This window comes from Mycolicibacterium austroafricanum, from assembly GCF_902705885.1.
Classification (GTDB): domain Bacteria; phylum Actinomycetota; class Actinomycetes; order Mycobacteriales; family Mycobacteriaceae; genus Mycobacterium; species Mycobacterium vanbaalenii_A.
Genome location: NZ_CACSIP010000006.1, coordinates 111080 through 125341, shown reverse-complemented (window position 1 = coordinate 125341; position 14262 = coordinate 111080). Strand labels below are relative to the sequence as shown.

General features: G+C 68.9%; 11 protein-coding genes. 5 read left to right on the top strand and 6 right to left on the bottom strand.

What is annotated here, in order from left to right:
- From BEMPMBAN_RS06080 to msrB, 3 genes are all read left to right on the top strand, one after another.
- On the top strand, positions 1–1446 hold a 1446-nt coding region (locus tag BEMPMBAN_RS06080), incomplete at its 5' end, for an alpha/beta fold hydrolase (protein ID WP_159229534.1).
- A 66-nt stretch (positions 1447–1512) separates the two neighbouring features.
- Positions 1513–2766 (top strand): arabinofuranan 3-O-arabinosyltransferase, encoded by a 1254-nt coding sequence (aftC, locus tag BEMPMBAN_RS06075; RefSeq protein WP_159229542.1) that lies wholly within the window; start codon positions 1513–1515, stop codon positions 2764–2766.
- Positions 2767–2776: 10 nt separating this feature from the next.
- The gene (gene msrB, locus BEMPMBAN_RS06070; RefSeq protein ID WP_159229533.1) at positions 2777–3205 is read left to right on the top strand and encodes a peptide-methionine (R)-S-oxide reductase MsrB; all 429 of its coding nucleotides are present in this window, start codon (positions 2777–2779) and stop codon (positions 3203–3205) included.
- Here the strand turns inward: msrB and BEMPMBAN_RS06065 are convergent.
- The 4 genes from BEMPMBAN_RS06065 to hemE form a co-directional block, all read right to left on the bottom strand.
- The gene (locus tag BEMPMBAN_RS06065; protein ID WP_159229532.1) at positions 3157–5538 is read right to left on the bottom strand and encodes a putative bifunctional diguanylate cyclase/phosphodiesterase; all 2382 of its coding nucleotides are present in this window, start codon (positions 5536–5538) and stop codon (positions 3157–3159) included. The genes msrB and BEMPMBAN_RS06065 overlap by 49 nt on opposite strands.
- Before the next feature lie 162 nt (positions 5539–5700).
- Entirely contained in the window at positions 5701–6405 is a 705-nt protein-coding gene (gene hemQ / locus BEMPMBAN_RS06060) for a hydrogen peroxide-dependent heme synthase (RefSeq protein ID WP_159229530.1), read from the bottom strand.
- 91 nt (positions 6406–6496) lie between these two features.
- Positions 6497–7870: a protoporphyrinogen oxidase gene (locus BEMPMBAN_RS06055; protein ID WP_159229529.1), complete on the bottom strand. Its 1374-nt coding sequence runs from the start codon at positions 7868–7870 to the stop codon at positions 6497–6499.
- The gene (gene hemE / locus BEMPMBAN_RS06050; RefSeq protein ID WP_159229528.1) at positions 7867–8931 is read right to left on the bottom strand and encodes a uroporphyrinogen decarboxylase; all 1065 of its coding nucleotides are present in this window, start codon (positions 8929–8931) and stop codon (positions 7867–7869) included. Before hemE ends, BEMPMBAN_RS06055 begins: the two co-directional genes overlap by 4 nt.
- 130 nt (positions 8932–9061) lie before the next feature.
- On the opposite strand from hemE, the gene BEMPMBAN_RS06045 reads away from it, so the two are divergent.
- Together BEMPMBAN_RS06045 and BEMPMBAN_RS06040 are read left to right on the top strand one after the other, a co-directional pair.
- Positions 9062–9598 (top strand): DUF3000 domain-containing protein, encoded by a 537-nt coding sequence (locus BEMPMBAN_RS06045; protein ID WP_234897314.1) that lies wholly within the window; start codon positions 9062–9064, stop codon positions 9596–9598.
- Between the two features lie 5 nt (positions 9599–9603).
- Positions 9604–10893 (top strand): HRDC domain-containing protein, encoded by a 1290-nt coding sequence (locus BEMPMBAN_RS06040; protein WP_159229526.1) that lies wholly within the window; start codon positions 9604–9606, stop codon positions 10891–10893.
- Here BEMPMBAN_RS06040 and BEMPMBAN_RS06035 read toward each other — a convergent pair.
- Together BEMPMBAN_RS06035 and BEMPMBAN_RS06030 are read right to left on the bottom strand one after the other, a co-directional pair.
- Positions 10865–13036 (bottom strand): thiamine pyrophosphate-dependent enzyme, encoded by a 2172-nt coding sequence (locus BEMPMBAN_RS06035; RefSeq protein ID WP_159229525.1) that lies wholly within the window; start codon positions 13034–13036, stop codon positions 10865–10867. The genes BEMPMBAN_RS06040 and BEMPMBAN_RS06035 overlap by 29 nt on opposite strands.
- 15 nt (positions 13037–13051) lie before the next feature.
- A complete protein-coding gene (locus BEMPMBAN_RS06030; protein ID WP_159229524.1) occupies positions 13052–14245 on the bottom strand; it encodes an acyl-CoA dehydrogenase family protein in 1194 nt (397 codons plus the stop codon).
- Positions 14246–14262 lie beyond the last annotated feature (17 nt).

Sequence of the window (14262 nt, the reverse complement as noted above, 5' to 3'; positions counted from 1 at the left end):
CCCCAGGGGCAGGCCCCGCCCGCCCCGCCGTCGGATGGACCCCCGGGAATCGAAGCCCCGAAGAACGAGCTTTCGTGGCGGGACTGCACGTCGCGGTTGTTCAGCGACGCCGCGGTCGACCCGGTGCCCGGTGTCTCGCTGGAGTGCGCCAGCTATGACGCCGACCTCGACCCCCTCAACGGTGCCACCGGGACCGTCAGCATCGGGGTGGTGCGCGCCCGGTCCGCACAGACGCCCGCCGACGCCGGGCCGCTGGTGATGACCACCGGGTCGGATCTGCCCTCGTCGGTTCAGCTGCCGGTGTGGCTGTCCCGCGCAGGCACCGATGTGCTGGCCGAGAACCCGGTGGTGTCGGTGGACCGCCGCGGCATCGGGATGTCGGGCGCGCTGGACTGCCGCGACCTGTACGACCGCCAGGAGATGTTCGATCAGGCCCAGTTCCAGACCGGTGACGACCCGGTCGCCAACCTGCGCGAAGTCACGGTCACAGCCACCACGAACTGCACCGACACCATCGCCCCCGGCGATTCGGCCTACGACAACGCGCACGCCGCCGAAGACCTGGAACGGCTGCGGACCACCTGGGACGTGCCCGCGCTGGCATTGCTCGGCATCGGCAACGGCGCCCAGGTGGCGCTGGCCTACGCGGGATCACACCCGAACAAGGTGGCCCGGCTCATCCTGGACTCCCCCCTGCCGCTCGGGATCGCCGCCGAGGTGGCGACCGAGCAGCGCGTGAAGGGTGAGCAGGCCGCCCTGGACGCGTGGGCCGCCCAGTGCGCCGCAGCGAACTGTCCGTTGGGCGCGGATCCCAAGGCCGCAGTCGATGCGGTACTGGAAGCCGCGGCTGCGGGCCGCGGGCCCGGCGGCGCCTCGGTGGCTGCCGTCGCTGCCGCCATCTCCACCGCCCTGGGGTATCCGCGGGGCGACAGGGTGGGCGCCGGCAACGAACTGGCACTGGCGATCGCCGACGCCCGCTCCGGCGACACCAGCCGGCTGAACGGTCTGATCAACGAGGCCGAGTCGGTGCGCCAGACCGACGGCCAGTTCGTGAACACGTGCAGCGATGCCCTCAACCGGCCCACTCCGGATCGGGTCCGTGAACTCGTCGTCGCCTGGGACGACCTGTACCCGCAGTTCGGCAGGGTCGGCGCGCTCGACATGGTGAAGTGCCTGAACTGGCCCAGCGGAACCGCACCGGCGGAACCTTCAGGCCTCGAGATCCCCACCCTGCTGCTCGGCGTGCAGAACAACCCGATCGTCGGCAGCGAAGGGGTCGCCGCGGTCGCCGCCACCGCCATCAACGCCGGATCGTCCAACCGCCGGGTCATGTGGCAGGGCATCGGACACGGCGCCAGCATCTACACACCGTGTGCGCTGCCGCCGATGATCGCGTATCTGAAATCGGGCGAGTTGCCGCCCACCGACACGTACTGCCCGGCCTGAGGTAGGTCATGTCGCGGTGGGGCCCGCCGCATCGTCGGGTACGGTGCGCACGTGCGTGATCTTGTCATGGCCCCGTTCCGGCCTCGCACCTCTCCCCCGAGCACCGCGTCGGTGCTGCGGTCGATCCTGTGGCCGCTGGCGATCCTGTCGGTCATCCACCGCAGCTACGTGCTCGCCACCAACGGCTACATCACCGACGACTTCGCGCCCGTCTACCGTGCGGTGGTCAACTTCAAGCTCGGCCTGAACATCTACGACGAGAACTTCAACCACGTCGACCCGCACTACCTCTATCCGCCCGGCGGCACGCTGATCATGGCGCCGTTCGGCTATCTGCCGGTCGACGCGTCGCGGTACTGGTTCATCTTCTTCAACACCCTGGCGATCGTGATCGCCGCCTATTTCCTGCTGCGGCTGTTCAACTACACCCTCGCGTCGGTGGCCGCACCGGCGCTGTTGCTGGCGATGTTCTGCACCGAGAACGTCACCAACACCCTGGTGTTCGCGAACATCAACGGGCCGATTCTGTTGCTCGAGGTGCTGTTCTTCCGGTGGCTGCTCGACCGGAACCGGTCCCACGAGTGGTGGGCCGGCGTGGCGATCGGGTTGACGTTGGTGGTCAAACCACTGCTGGCGCCCCTGCTGCTGTTGCCTCTGCTCAATCGGCAGTGGCGGGCTCTGGTCACCGCCTTCGCAGTCCCGGCCGTGTTCAACGCGGTGGCCTGGCCGCTGATCAGCGACCCGATGAGCTTCGTCACCCGCACCCTGCCCTACATCCTGTCCACCCGCGACTACTTCAACAGCTCGATCCTGGGCAACGGCGTGTACTACGGGCTGCCGATGTGGCTGATCATGCTGCTGCGTGTGGCGTTCGCGGTGCTCGGCGCGGCGTCGCTGTGGCTGCTGTACCGGTACTACCGCACCCGCGATCCGCTGTTCTGGATGCTCACGTCGTCGGGTGTGCTGCTGCTGACGTCATGGCTGGTGCTCTCGCTGGGCCAGGGCTACTACTCGATGATGTTGTTCCCGTTCCTGATGACGGTGGTGCTGCCGAACTCGGCGATCCGCAGCTGGGTGGCGTGGCTGGCGATCTACGGGTTCACGACGATGGACCGCTGGCTGCTCGGACACTGGCCGACGACCGGTCGCGCCCTGGAATACCTGAAGATCACCTATGGCTGGTCGTTGCTCTCGATCGTGGTGTTCGTGGTGCTGCTGTTCCGCTACCTCGACGCCAAGGACGATGACCGCCTCGACGACGGAATCGACCCGCCGTGGGTCAGACAGCTCACCGACTCCGGGGTCAGATCCGGCGGGTAGCCTCGGAGCCATGGCAGCGACAGGCTCTGAGTCAGGTCCCAGGCTGGTGCTGAGCGACGACCAGTGGCGCGAACGGCTCAACCCGGAGGAGTTCGCGGTGCTGCGCCGCGCGGGCACCGAGCGACCGTTCACCGGCGAGTACACCGACACCAAGACCGACGGCGTCTACGAGTGCCGCGCATGCGGCGCCGAACTGTTCCGCAGCACCGAGAAGTTCGAATCCCATTGCGGTTGGCCCTCATTCTTCGACCCGGCCGATACCGACGCGGTGATCCTGCGCACCGACGACTCGTTGGGCATGCACCGCGTCGAGGTGGTGTGCGCCAACTGTCACAGTCACCTCGGACACGTCTTCGAAGGCGAGGGCTACCCGACACCGACCGACCAGCGCTACTGCATCAACTCGATCTCTTTGCGCCTGAGACCCTCCGGCGAGTAGCCCTCGGCACCCGTGGGCTCACCCTTGTCGCACGCCTGCCGCGTGGACCGCAACAGCGCCAGCATGGCCTTGGGGTCGAGCGGCCGGCTGTAGTAGAAACCCTGGGCGATGTCGCATCCGTAGGCGAGCAGTTCGGCCGCCGTCTCCGCGTCCTCCACGCCCTCGGCCACCGGCGTCACCCCCAACACGTGGGCCAGGTCGATCACGGCCCGTACGATCGCAGCCGAGGTCGGCTGGGTCAGGATCGGTGTGATGAACTCGCGATCGAGCTTGATCTCGTCGACGGGGAACTCGCGCAGGTACCACAACGCCGAGTATCCGCTGCCGAAGTCGTCGATCGCGATGCGAATTCCGCAGTCCCGCAACTTCGCGAACACCGAGCGGGTCTCGGCCATGTTCTCGAGCAGCACGTCCTCGGTGATCTCGACGGTCAGTTGCTCGGGCGAGAGTCCGCTACGCGCCAGCGCCCGCATGATCTGCCCGGGCAGATCGGCATCGTTGACCGACGGGGCGAACACGTTCACCGCGACGGGCACTCCGACGCCCTTGGCGTACCACTCGGCCGCGTCGTCGAGGGCGAGGTCGAGCATCACCGACGTGACCGAGTCCATCAGATCGTGCTCGCGCACCAGCGGCAGGAAGTCATCGGGCGCGAGCAGTCCGTACCGCGGGTGCTGCCAGCGCACCAGTGCCTCGGCCCCCACGATCTCGCCGGTACGGACATCGAACTTCGGCTGGTACACCGCGCTGAGGCCACGATGTTCGATCGCCTGTCTCAACTCGCCCAGCAGGTGCGCCGCTCCTCGCCCGCCTTCGCCGTTGCCCTTGTCACCGGCCACCGATGCAACACCGCCGAGGCTGCGGTTCAACGCCATTTCCGGCGCGAACGTGACCAGTTGGCGGCTCCGAGAGCGCTTGGCCGTGTACATCGCGGCATCGGCGCGCTTGAGCAACTCGTCGGCCGTCAGCGCCGTGACGCCGAACCCCGCCGCCGCCAACCCGACGCTGGGCCGCACCAGTAGTTCCTGCCCGTCGATGTCGAACGGCCGGTCGAAGGCCTGCACCACATGCTGCGCGGCAGCGCGGGACGCTGCCGCATCACCTTCCATAAGGACCGCGAACTCATCACCGCCCAGTCGGGCGACCGTGTCGCTGGCGCGCACCGTCGCGGCCAACCGCTCCCCCACTCGAATCAGCATCACGTCTCCGGCTGGATGGCCCAGGCTGTCGTTGACCAGCTTGAAGTCGTCGAGGTCAATCAGCAGCACCCCGACCGGGCGACCGTCACTTGCGTGCAGGTCCATCGCGTGGTCCAACCGCTCCTGGAACAGGGTCCGGTTCGCCAGGCCGGTCAGCGGATCGCGCAGCACCTGATCGGAGACCTCGGCCAGCAGCCGGTGGTTCTGGTCGAGAACGATGTACTGGCGGACCATCACGGCGAACACGGTGATGATGCCCACGATGTACAGCGCGCCCAGCATCGGGACCAGTACCGGAGCACACAGCACAACAGCAATCGCGACGGGCACGAAGGGCAACCACATCGATGCGCGCGAGGACACCTGTGGTCGCGCCCGTGCCGACTGCGGGTGCGTCCGCCCGTTGAGTATCGCCGCCGCGCCGATGGCCAGAAACCCCCAGGCATACCCGAGCGAGATCGCTTCGTAGAACTGGCCTTCCACTGCCGTCGCGTAGGCGTATGCCGTGTCCGCGATCATGATCAACAAGAGGCCCAGTGTCAGCATCGCCATCATCGATCGGTCTTCCAGCGGCGCGCGCACCAGCAGCAACAGCGCAACGGTGACCAACGCGATCCCGGCAACGGGATACGCCAGCGACAACCCCAACGACAGAGCGTCCTGCACCCGGACCGAATAGATACTGTCCAGAAGGGTCACCCACATCGCCCCGAACAGCGCACCGGCGACGATCACACCGTCGAGCAGCACCCGCAGTCTCATCGACCGCGGATGGTCACCCAGGAGCAAGATCAGCGCGAACCCGGAGCCGATCGGCAGCAGGGCGTAACCGACGTCGGCGACCGACTGGAATTGCAGCGTCCCGCGGACCAGGCCGACATATCCCCAGACCAACTGGCCGGCGGCGAAACCACCGGCGCCGAGCGCCATGCAGATCCACGCTGCGCGTCGCCTGCCCCGCGCCCGCCGCGCGGCCACCAGCGCGCATCCACCCGCGAACAGCGCGAACAGCGCCATCGCCACATCGGCAGCGAACCTGATGGCCGGTTGACCACTCCAACTGCTCAGCTGCAGCACAGAGAAGCCGGCAGCCACGATGCAGAGGGCTGCCACCACCGGTCTGGGGTTCGGCACCGGACGATGCTAGCAACCTGCTCAGGGAGCAGAGCGTTTTTTGACGTCAACGTCATAGAGCGGTTACACAGCAAAGAGTGCCAGACAGCAGGAACGGTTGCCTGGCGAGAGGCTAGCCTATCCATCGACCATCGGGCGCGATAACCGCCTCTCAGCAAATGTTCAAGGTAAGCCGGTGACCAGTTTCTCCACCGACACCCGCGGCCCAGTGAAGAACGGGGTCTCCTCCCGCACGTGCCGGCGAGCGTCGGTGGCACGCAGGTCGCGCATCAGGTCGACGATCCGGTGCAGCTCCGGAGCCTCGAATGCCAGCAGCCACTCGTAGTCGCCAAGCGCGAACGCGGGCACCGTGTTGGCCCGCACATCCTTGTAGCCGCGTGCTGCCATGCCGTGCTCGGACAGCATCCGTCGCCGCTCGTCGTCGGGCAGCAGGTACCACTCCAGTGACCGGACGAACGGGTAGACGCAGATGTAGGCGCCCGGCTCCTCACCGGCCAGGAATGCCGGGATGTGACTCTTGTTGAACTCGGCCGGCCGGTGCAGCGCCACGTTGCTCCACACCGGCGTCGTGGCACGCCCGAGCGTGGTGGTGCGCCGGAAATCCGAATACGTCGCCTGCAGCGCCTCGACGTTCTCCGCGTGTGTCCACATCATGAAGTCCGCGTCGGCGCGCATCCCGGCGACGTCGTAGAGGCCGCGCACCACCACCCCGTTGTCCTCTTGCTGCTTGAGGAAGGTGGCAGTTTCGTCCGCGACCGCGGCGCGCGCGTCGTCGTCGTAGGCCAGCGCCCCCGGTCGCACGGAGAACACCGAGAACATCAGGTAACGGATGGTGGAGTTGAGGGCGTCGTAGTCGAGCTTGGCCATGCGCCCATCGTGCCACGGGCACATCCCCCGTCGCTTCGCTCGCCCCGGGCACATCCCCCGTCGCTTCGCTCGCCCCGGTCAAGATCGCGGCTCAGCTCCCGTCGACCACCAGCCCGGCCGCCGCACGCGTCGCAGCCGCCACACAGGCCGGCACCCCGATCCCGTCCAGGTATGCGCCGGCCACCGCCACCCCGGGGGGCAGCCCGGCCCGCAGTTCGGCGACGACGTCTGCGTGACCCGGTCCGTACTGCGGCATCGCGTCGAGCCAGCGGGCCACCCGGTGTTCCACCGGCTCGACCGAGATGCCGAACAGCGTCGCCAGGTCCTCGCCGGACCATGTCAGCAGCTCCTCGTCGCCGACGCTACGGGCAGCGTGCGTTTCGGCCGGATCACCGAACCGTCCGAACGACAGGCGGACCATCTCGAGGCTGCCGCGCCGCCCCCACTTGCGCGACGACAACGTCACCGCCTTGGCGTGCAACCGCCCGGGGCCGGCGACCAGCACTCCGGACTGCTCGGGCAGTGGTGTGCCGCCCGGCAGCGCGAGCGCCACCACCGCCGCGGAGGCCACCGGGATACGGCGCGCCGCCGCCGCGCTGCGTGGGGCGAGCCCGGAGATCAGCGCGGGCAGCCGCGGCGCGGGCACCGCGAGCACCACCGCGTCGGCGGGCCAGCGGGTGCCCTCGTCGTCGGTCAGTTCCCATCCGCCAGAGGTGCGGTCCACGCTGCGGACGGCCACCTGGGCCCAGCTCAACCCGGAGCGGCGCACGAGCTCGTCGATCAGCACCACGTATCCGCCGTCCAGCGCGCCGAACACCGACCCGGTCAGTGGCGGCGGCAACGCCGCGCGCACGGCGTCGGTCAGGCAGCGGGCCCCACGATCCAGCGCCGCAGCGACGGTGGGGGCCGCCGCACGGATCCCGATGGTCGCCGACGAACCGGAGTACACCCCGGTCAGCAGGGGATCAACCGAACGGATCACCACCTGCTCCCCGAAGCGCTCGCCCACGAGATCGGCGACGGTCGGGTCAGCGCCGGGCCGCCAGGTGAAGGGGCGCCGGGGTTCGTCGAGCATCCGCCTGATCGTGGCGTCGTCGACCAGACCGGACAGCGCCTCGGGGCGGGACGGGATGCCGTTGACGGTGTCGGCGGGCAGGGGATGCAGCCGGCCCTCGCAGTAGAGCAGCGGCCGCACACCGGTGGTCGTGATCTGTCTGCCCGCGAGCCCCAACTCGGCCAGCAGCGCAGGCACTTCCGGCCTGCGCGCCACAAAAGCCTCGGCGCCGACGTCGACCGGTTGGCCGCTGATCCGCTCCGTCCGCAGCACACCGCCGAGCCGGTCGGCAGGATCGAACACCGTGATCGCGGCATCCGGGCCGGCGGCCACCCGCAGCCGGTATGCCGCGACGAGGCCCGAGATGCCGCCCCCGACAACGCAGTACCGGCGGTGTCTGGCGGACGTCACAGCTCGTGCACCAGTGCGACCGCGTCGGTGATCACCTCTGGGTCGGTGCCGGGCAGCACACCGTGGCCGAGGTTGAAGACGTGCCCGACCGCGCCGGCGTCCACCGCACGTCTGCCGTCCTCGACCACGGCGCGCACCGCGCGCTGCACCACCGGCCAGCCCGCCATCAGCACCACCGGGTCGAGATTGCCCTGCAGCGCGCAGCCACGTTGTACGCGTGCGGCCGCATCGGTCAGCGACGTCCGCCAGTCCACGCCGACCACGGCGGGCACGCCCCGCCCGGAGACCGCCTCCGACATGGCTCCCAGCAGCTCGGCGGTACCCACCCCGAAGTGCGTCATCGGCACGCCGTAGCCGGACAGCGCCTCGAACACCCGCGCGCTGTGCGGCTGCACGTAGGTGCGGTAGTCGGCCAGCGACAGCGTGCCGGCCCAGGAATCGAACACCTGGATGGCATCCACGCCGGCCTCGAGCTGGGTCCGCAGGAACCCGATCGTCACATCGGTCAGCGCACTCATCAGCGCATGCCAGGTGGCGGACTCGCCCAGCATCATCGCCTTGGTGTGCTCGTGGTTGCGGCTCGGCCCACCCTCGACGAGATAGGAGGCCAGGGTGAAGGGCGCGCCGGCGAAGCCGATCAGCGGCACGTCGCCCAGTGCGGCGGTCAGCTGGGTGATCGCGGTGGCCACCGGGGCCACCTGCTCGGAGTCCAGCGGTGCGATGGTGTGGACGTCGGCGAGGGTGCGAATGGGGCGCTCGATCACCGGGCCGACGTCGGGAACGATGTCGAGTGCGATCCCGGCCGCCCGCAGCGGCACCACGATGTCGGAGAACAGGATCGCGGCGTCGACGCCGTGCCTGCGCACCGGCTGCAGCGTGATCTCGGTGATCAGGTCGGCGTCGAAACAGGCCTGCATCATCGTGTTCTTGGCACGAAGCGCCCGGTACTCCGGCAGTGACCGCCCCGCCTGCCGCATCATCCACACCGGCACCCGGTGGGGTTTACGACCGGCGACGGCGGCCAGGTAGGGCGATTCAGGCAGCTCGCGGCGCGTGTTCATCGATCCCCATGCTGCCATGGCCGGTCCGGTTCCTGATCGGCGCGCCTGCACCAAGAGCTGGACAAATGGACTACCGTCAGACGCCGTGACCACCGCCGAACCGGCTCAGTTCCGTGAAGCGGTGGCGGCGATGAATGCCACCACCGTGCGACCGGAGATCGAGCTCGGCCCGATCCGGCCGCCTCAGCGGCTGGCGCCGTTCAGTTATGCGCTGGGCGCCGAGGTCAGGCACGCCGAAACCCCGATCATCCCGGAACGCTCCGAGGGAGATGCGTTCGGCCGGCTGATCCTGCTCCACGACCCCGAGGGCGCGGAGGCCTGGGACGGCACCATGCGCCTGGTCGCGTACATCCAGGCCGATCTGGACTCCAGCGAAGCCGTCGACCCGCTGCTGCCGGAAGTCGCCTGGAGCTGGCTGGTCGACGCACTCCAGGAGCGGGCCGAGCACGTCACGGCGCTGGGTGGCACCGTCACCGCCACCACGTCGGTGCGCTACGGCGACATCTCGGGGCCGCCCCGCGCCCATCAACTCGAGCTGCGCGCCTCCTGGACGGCGACGACGCTGGAGCTCGGTCCCCACGTGGAGGCCTTCTGTGAGGTCCTCGAGCATGCCGCAGGCCTGCCGCCCGACGGGGTGACCGACCTGGGCTCGCGTACCCGCGCCTGAAGCACATGTCCGAACCCGAGAGTGGTGGTTCCCCCGTGGAACCCCGAGCAGAAGAAGTGTCCGGCGAGACCGAGCACGCTGAGCCCGAGGCCACGCCGCTGTTGGCACCCCGGGACGGGGTGCCAGAGGTCTCGGTCAGTCGCGACGAAATCGCCAGGGCGGCAGACACTCTGGCTGCCGGCACCGGGCCGTTTGCCGTGGATGCCGAACGCGCGTCGGGTTTCCGCTACTCCAACCGCGCGTATCTGGTGCAGATCCGCCGGGCCGGGTCGGGCACCGTCCTGATCGACCCCGTGATGCACGGCGGGGACCCGATCGCGGTCATGGCGCCGGTGGCCGAGATCCTGGCCACCGACGAGTGGATCCTGCACGCAGCGGATCAGGACCTGCCCTGCCTCGCCGAGATCGGGATGCGTCCGACCGCACTGTTCGACACCGAACTCGCCGGGCGGCTCGCCAACTACGACCGGGTGAACCTCGCCGCGATGGTGCAGCGGTTGCTCGGTCTGCAGCTGACCAAAGGGCACGGCGCCGCGGACTGGTCGAAGCGACCGCTACCGGCCGACTGGCTCAACTACGCAGCGCTGGACGTCGAAGTCCTCGTCGAGTTGCGGGACGCGATCGCGACGGTACTCGAGGAGCAGGCCAAGTCCGATTGGGCCAGACAGGAATTCGAATTCCTGCGCACCTTCGAGGCCAGCCCGACCAGGCGTGACCGGTGGCGGCGTACATCTGGGATCCACAAGGTCCGCGACCCCCGGACCCTGGCCGCGGTGCGCGAGCTGTGGACCGCCAGGGACCAGGTCGCCCGGCGCCGCGACATCGCCCCGGGTCGGATCCTGCCCGACAGCGCGATCATCCAGGCCGCGACGGTGAATCCTGACAGCGTCGAGAAGCTGACCGCGCTACCGGTGTTCGGCGGACCCAAACAGCGGCGCAGCGCCCAGATGTGGTTGGAGGCGCTGGCCCGCGCCCGCGTCACCACGGACCTGCCCAGCACCTCCGAACCGTCCAACGGCCCGCCGCCGGCATCCCGGTGGGCGCGGCGCAAGCCGGAGGCGGCCGCTCGGCTGGATGCGGCGAGATCCGGCCTGACCGAACTGGCCCAACGGATTTCGGTGCCCGCCGAGAACCTGCTGTCCCCCGATACCGTGCGGCGCCTGTGCTGGGACTGGGAGGGCGCCGACGACACCGCGGCCGCAGTCGACGGGTTCCTGCGGGAGTCCAGCGCGCGTCAGTGGCAACGCGAATTGACGGGACCGGTGCTCACCGAGGCGCTGTCCGCACCAGCTTGATCGCCGCGGCCTCGATGGTCTCCTCCGACAGCAACACCTCGAGCGCAGCGTCGCCGAGTGGGATGAAGCTGTCGTAGCCGGCGACCCGCGTCAGCGCTCCCCGGTATCCGTGGTCGACCAGTGCGGTCACGACCCCTTCGCCCACCCCACCGCTGTCGCGTGTCTCGTCGACGACGAGAACCCGTCCGGTCGCGTCGGATTCGGTGAGGATGTCCTGCACCGGAAGCGGCGCCAGCCAGCGCAGGTCGACCACGCGTGCCCTGATGTCGAGTTCGAGGAGGCGACGTGCCACCCGCAGGCTCATCCGCACCCCGTTGCCGAACGTCAGGATCGTCAGATCGCGGCCGTCGCCGTGCGTCCGCGCCCGACCGAGGGGCACCGTGGCGCCGGAATCCGCCGCCAGCCAGAGATCGTCGCCCTCGTCGTACAGGTCGCGGGTGTGGTACAGCGCGATGGGCTCGATGAACAAGCACACGATTCCCGACGACCGCGCGGCGGTGACGCAGGAACGCATCATCGCGGCGGCGTCGTCGGGTCGTGCCGGCGAGGCGATGACCACGCCGGGCAGATCCCGCACGGCAGTGATCGAGTTGTCGTTGTGGAAGTGCCCACCGAAGCCCTTCTGGTAGCCGTATCCCGCGATGCGCACCACCATCGGGTTGCGGTACTGCCGGTTCGAGAAGAACTGCAGCGTGGCTCCCTCACCGCGGATCTGGTCGGCAGCGTTGTGCAGATAGGCCAGGTACTGGATCTCGGGAATCGGCAGCAGACCCGACACCCCGGCGCCCAACGCCAGCCCGAGGATCGCCTGTTCGTCGAGCAGCGTGTCGAACACCCGCGCCGTCCCGACCTTGGCCTGCAGGCCGCGGGTGACGCCGTACACCCCGCCCTTACGGGCGACGTCCTCACCGAAGACCAGCGTCTCGGGGTGGTTCGTCAACACGTCCAGCAGCCCACGGTTGATGGCTTGGGCGACGGTCAGCGGCGCGTCCTCCTCGGCGGTCCCCTTCGCGGCACCGGGTGCAGCCTGGGTCGCCGCGGTGGCCTCGTCGAGGGTCAGCCGCAGCGGAGACATCACCGCATGGGCGGTGTCGAGTTGGGCGAGCTCGGCCACCTCTTCCGCCAGGGCGAGAACCTCGGCACGCGTGGTTTCGTACCGCTCGAGGACCTGCGACGGCGTCAGCACACCCGCGCTGACGAGAAGCCGCGCCGTGCTCAGCACCGGGTCGCGTGCGTAGTCTGCGACGATCTCGTCGGGTTTGCGATAGCCGCGCTCGAAATCCGAACCGGCGTGCCCCATCAGGCGCACGGTGCGCAGATGCAGGAATGCCGGACGGCGTTGTGTTCGGACGTATCCGGCTGCCTCGGCAGCGGTCGTCAGCACCGAGGGAAGGTCGGTGCCGTCGGCAGCGAAGTAACGCAGGCCGGCACGGTCGCCGTAGGTGCGCGCGATCCACCCCGTGGGGGACTTGACGCTGATCCCGATGCCGTTGTCCTCACACAACAGCAGCAACGGCATCGGCATACCCTGATACGAGCTGTGCAGCGCGGTGTTGATCGCCCCGACTGCCGTGGAATGGTTCGCCGACGCGTCTCCGAAGCTGCACACCGTCAATGCGTCAGCCGGCCAGGGGCTTTCAACTCCCATCTTTCGGGCACGCGCGATCGAGAACGCGACGCCGACGGCCCGCGGCAGGTGCGACGCGATGGTCGACGTCTGCGGAATGACGTTGAGGTCGTGCCTGCCGAAGACCTTGTGCCGGCCCCCGGAGATCGGTTCCTCCGTGGCGGCCACCATGCCGAGAAGCACATCCCGCAACGCGTCGCCACCGCTGCCCTGCCGCGCCCGGGCCAGGAAGAACCCGCCGGAGCGGTAGTGCAGCAGCGCCGGATCGGTGAGCCGCAGCGCGGCGGCGACGGCGGCGTTGCTCTCGTGTCCGGCCGATCCGATGGTGTAGAAGCCCTTGTTGTGCGACCGAAGCCAGCGGGCCGCGAGGTCCAGGTGCCGGCTACCGAGCTGCGCGTCGAAGATGTCGAGGCAGTCCTGCGCCGAGATCCCTTGTAGAGCAGTGACGTCGGCGAGGGTCGGCGCGGTCAGCGACGCGACGGTCGAGGTGAAGTGTTCGTCGATCGGTTCGGCCATGGCAACTCCCCGCTGTCAGCGGAACGCGGCAGTGCCCGTCAGGGCCTGCCCGATCATCAGCGTATGCATCTCACTGGTGCCTTCGTAGGTCAACACCGATTCCAGGTTGTTCGCGTGACGCATCACCGGGTACTCGCCGGTGATGCCGCTGGCGCCCAGGATCGTGCGTGCCGTGCGGGCGATCGTGATCGCTTCGCGGACGTTGTTGAGCTTGCCCAGGCTGACCTCTTCGGGACGCAATCCGTCCGCGTCTTTGGCGCGGCCGAGATGCAGCGCGAGCAGGAATGCCTTGCCGTACTCGAGCGTCATGTCGGCGAGCTTCTGCTGGGTGAGCTGGAAGCCTCCGATCGGGCGGTCGAACTGCATGCGGGACCGGGAGTAGGTCAACGCGGTTTCCAGGCAGTCCCGGGCGGCTCCCACCGCCCCGAACACGATGCCGAACCTCGCCTCGCTGAGGCAGCTCAACGGTGCCCGCAGGCTGGTGGCGCCGGGCAGTCGCGCGCTGTCGGGCAGTCGCACGTCCTGCAGCACGAGCTCGCTGGTCACCGACGCACGCAGGGACATCTTGGCTTTGATGGTGTGTGCGGTGAAGCCGGGAGTGCCGGTGGGTACGGCGAATCCGCGGACGCCGTCGTCGGTGCGCGCCCACACGATCGCCACATCGGCGACCGAGCCGTTGGTGATCCACATCTTGGTGCCGTTGAGAATCCAGTCATCGCCCGATCGGGTTGCGCGGGTGCGCATCCCGGCCGGGTTGGATCCGAAGTCGGGTTCGGTCAACCCGAAGCAGCCGATCTTGCGCCCTGCCGCCATGTCGGGAAGCCACTGCTGCTTCTGATCCTCGCTGCCGTAGGCGTGCAACGCGAACATCGCCAACGAACCCTGCACGCTGACCAGTGAGCGGATGCCGGAGTCGCCGGCCTCGAGCTCCAGGCAGGCCAGCCCGTAGGCGACCGCGGAGGTACCCGCACATCCGTAACCCTGCAGATGCATCCCGAGCAACCCGAGATCTCCGAGTTCGGCGGCCAGTTCCCGCACGGGCAGCTCACCCTCCTCGTACCAGGTCGCGATGTCCGGGGCGATGCGGCTTTTCACGAGTGCACGCACCGTGTCGCGGATCTGGCGTTCCTCGTCGTCGAGCAGGCTGTCGACGCGCAGCAGCACGTCCGGGGTGGTCGGTCCGGTGTGCGGGGCGGGCTGGCGGAACATGGTGTCTCCTAACATCG

Bases quoted from the DNA above. Each gene is read 5' to 3' on its own strand.
- aftC (WP_159229542.1), top strand. From the start codon at position 1,513: ATGGCCCCGTTCCGGCCTCGCACCTCTCCCCCGAGCACCGCGTCGGTG.
- msrB (WP_159229533.1), top strand. From the start codon at position 2,777: ATGGCAGCGACAGGCTCTGAGTCAGGTCCCAGGCTGGTGCTGAGCGAC.
- hemQ (WP_159229530.1), bottom strand. From the start codon at position 6,405: ATGGCCAAGCTCGACTACGACGCCCTCAACTCCACCATCCGTTACCTG.
- hemE (WP_159229528.1), bottom strand. From the start codon at position 8,931: ATGAACACGCGCCGCGAGCTGCCTGAATCGCCCTACCTGGCCGCCGTC.
- BEMPMBAN_RS06045 (WP_234897314.1), top strand. From the start codon at position 9,062: ATGAATGCCACCACCGTGCGACCGGAGATCGAGCTCGGCCCGATCCGG.
- BEMPMBAN_RS06040 (WP_159229526.1), top strand. From the start codon at position 9,604: ATGTCCGAACCCGAGAGTGGTGGTTCCCCCGTGGAACCCCGAGCAGAA.
- BEMPMBAN_RS06035 (WP_159229525.1), bottom strand. From the start codon at position 13,036: ATGGCCGAACCGATCGACGAACACTTCACCTCGACCGTCGCGTCGCTG.
- BEMPMBAN_RS06030 (WP_159229524.1), bottom strand. From the start codon at position 14,245: ATGTTCCGCCAGCCCGCCCCGCACACCGGACCGACCACCCCGGACGTG.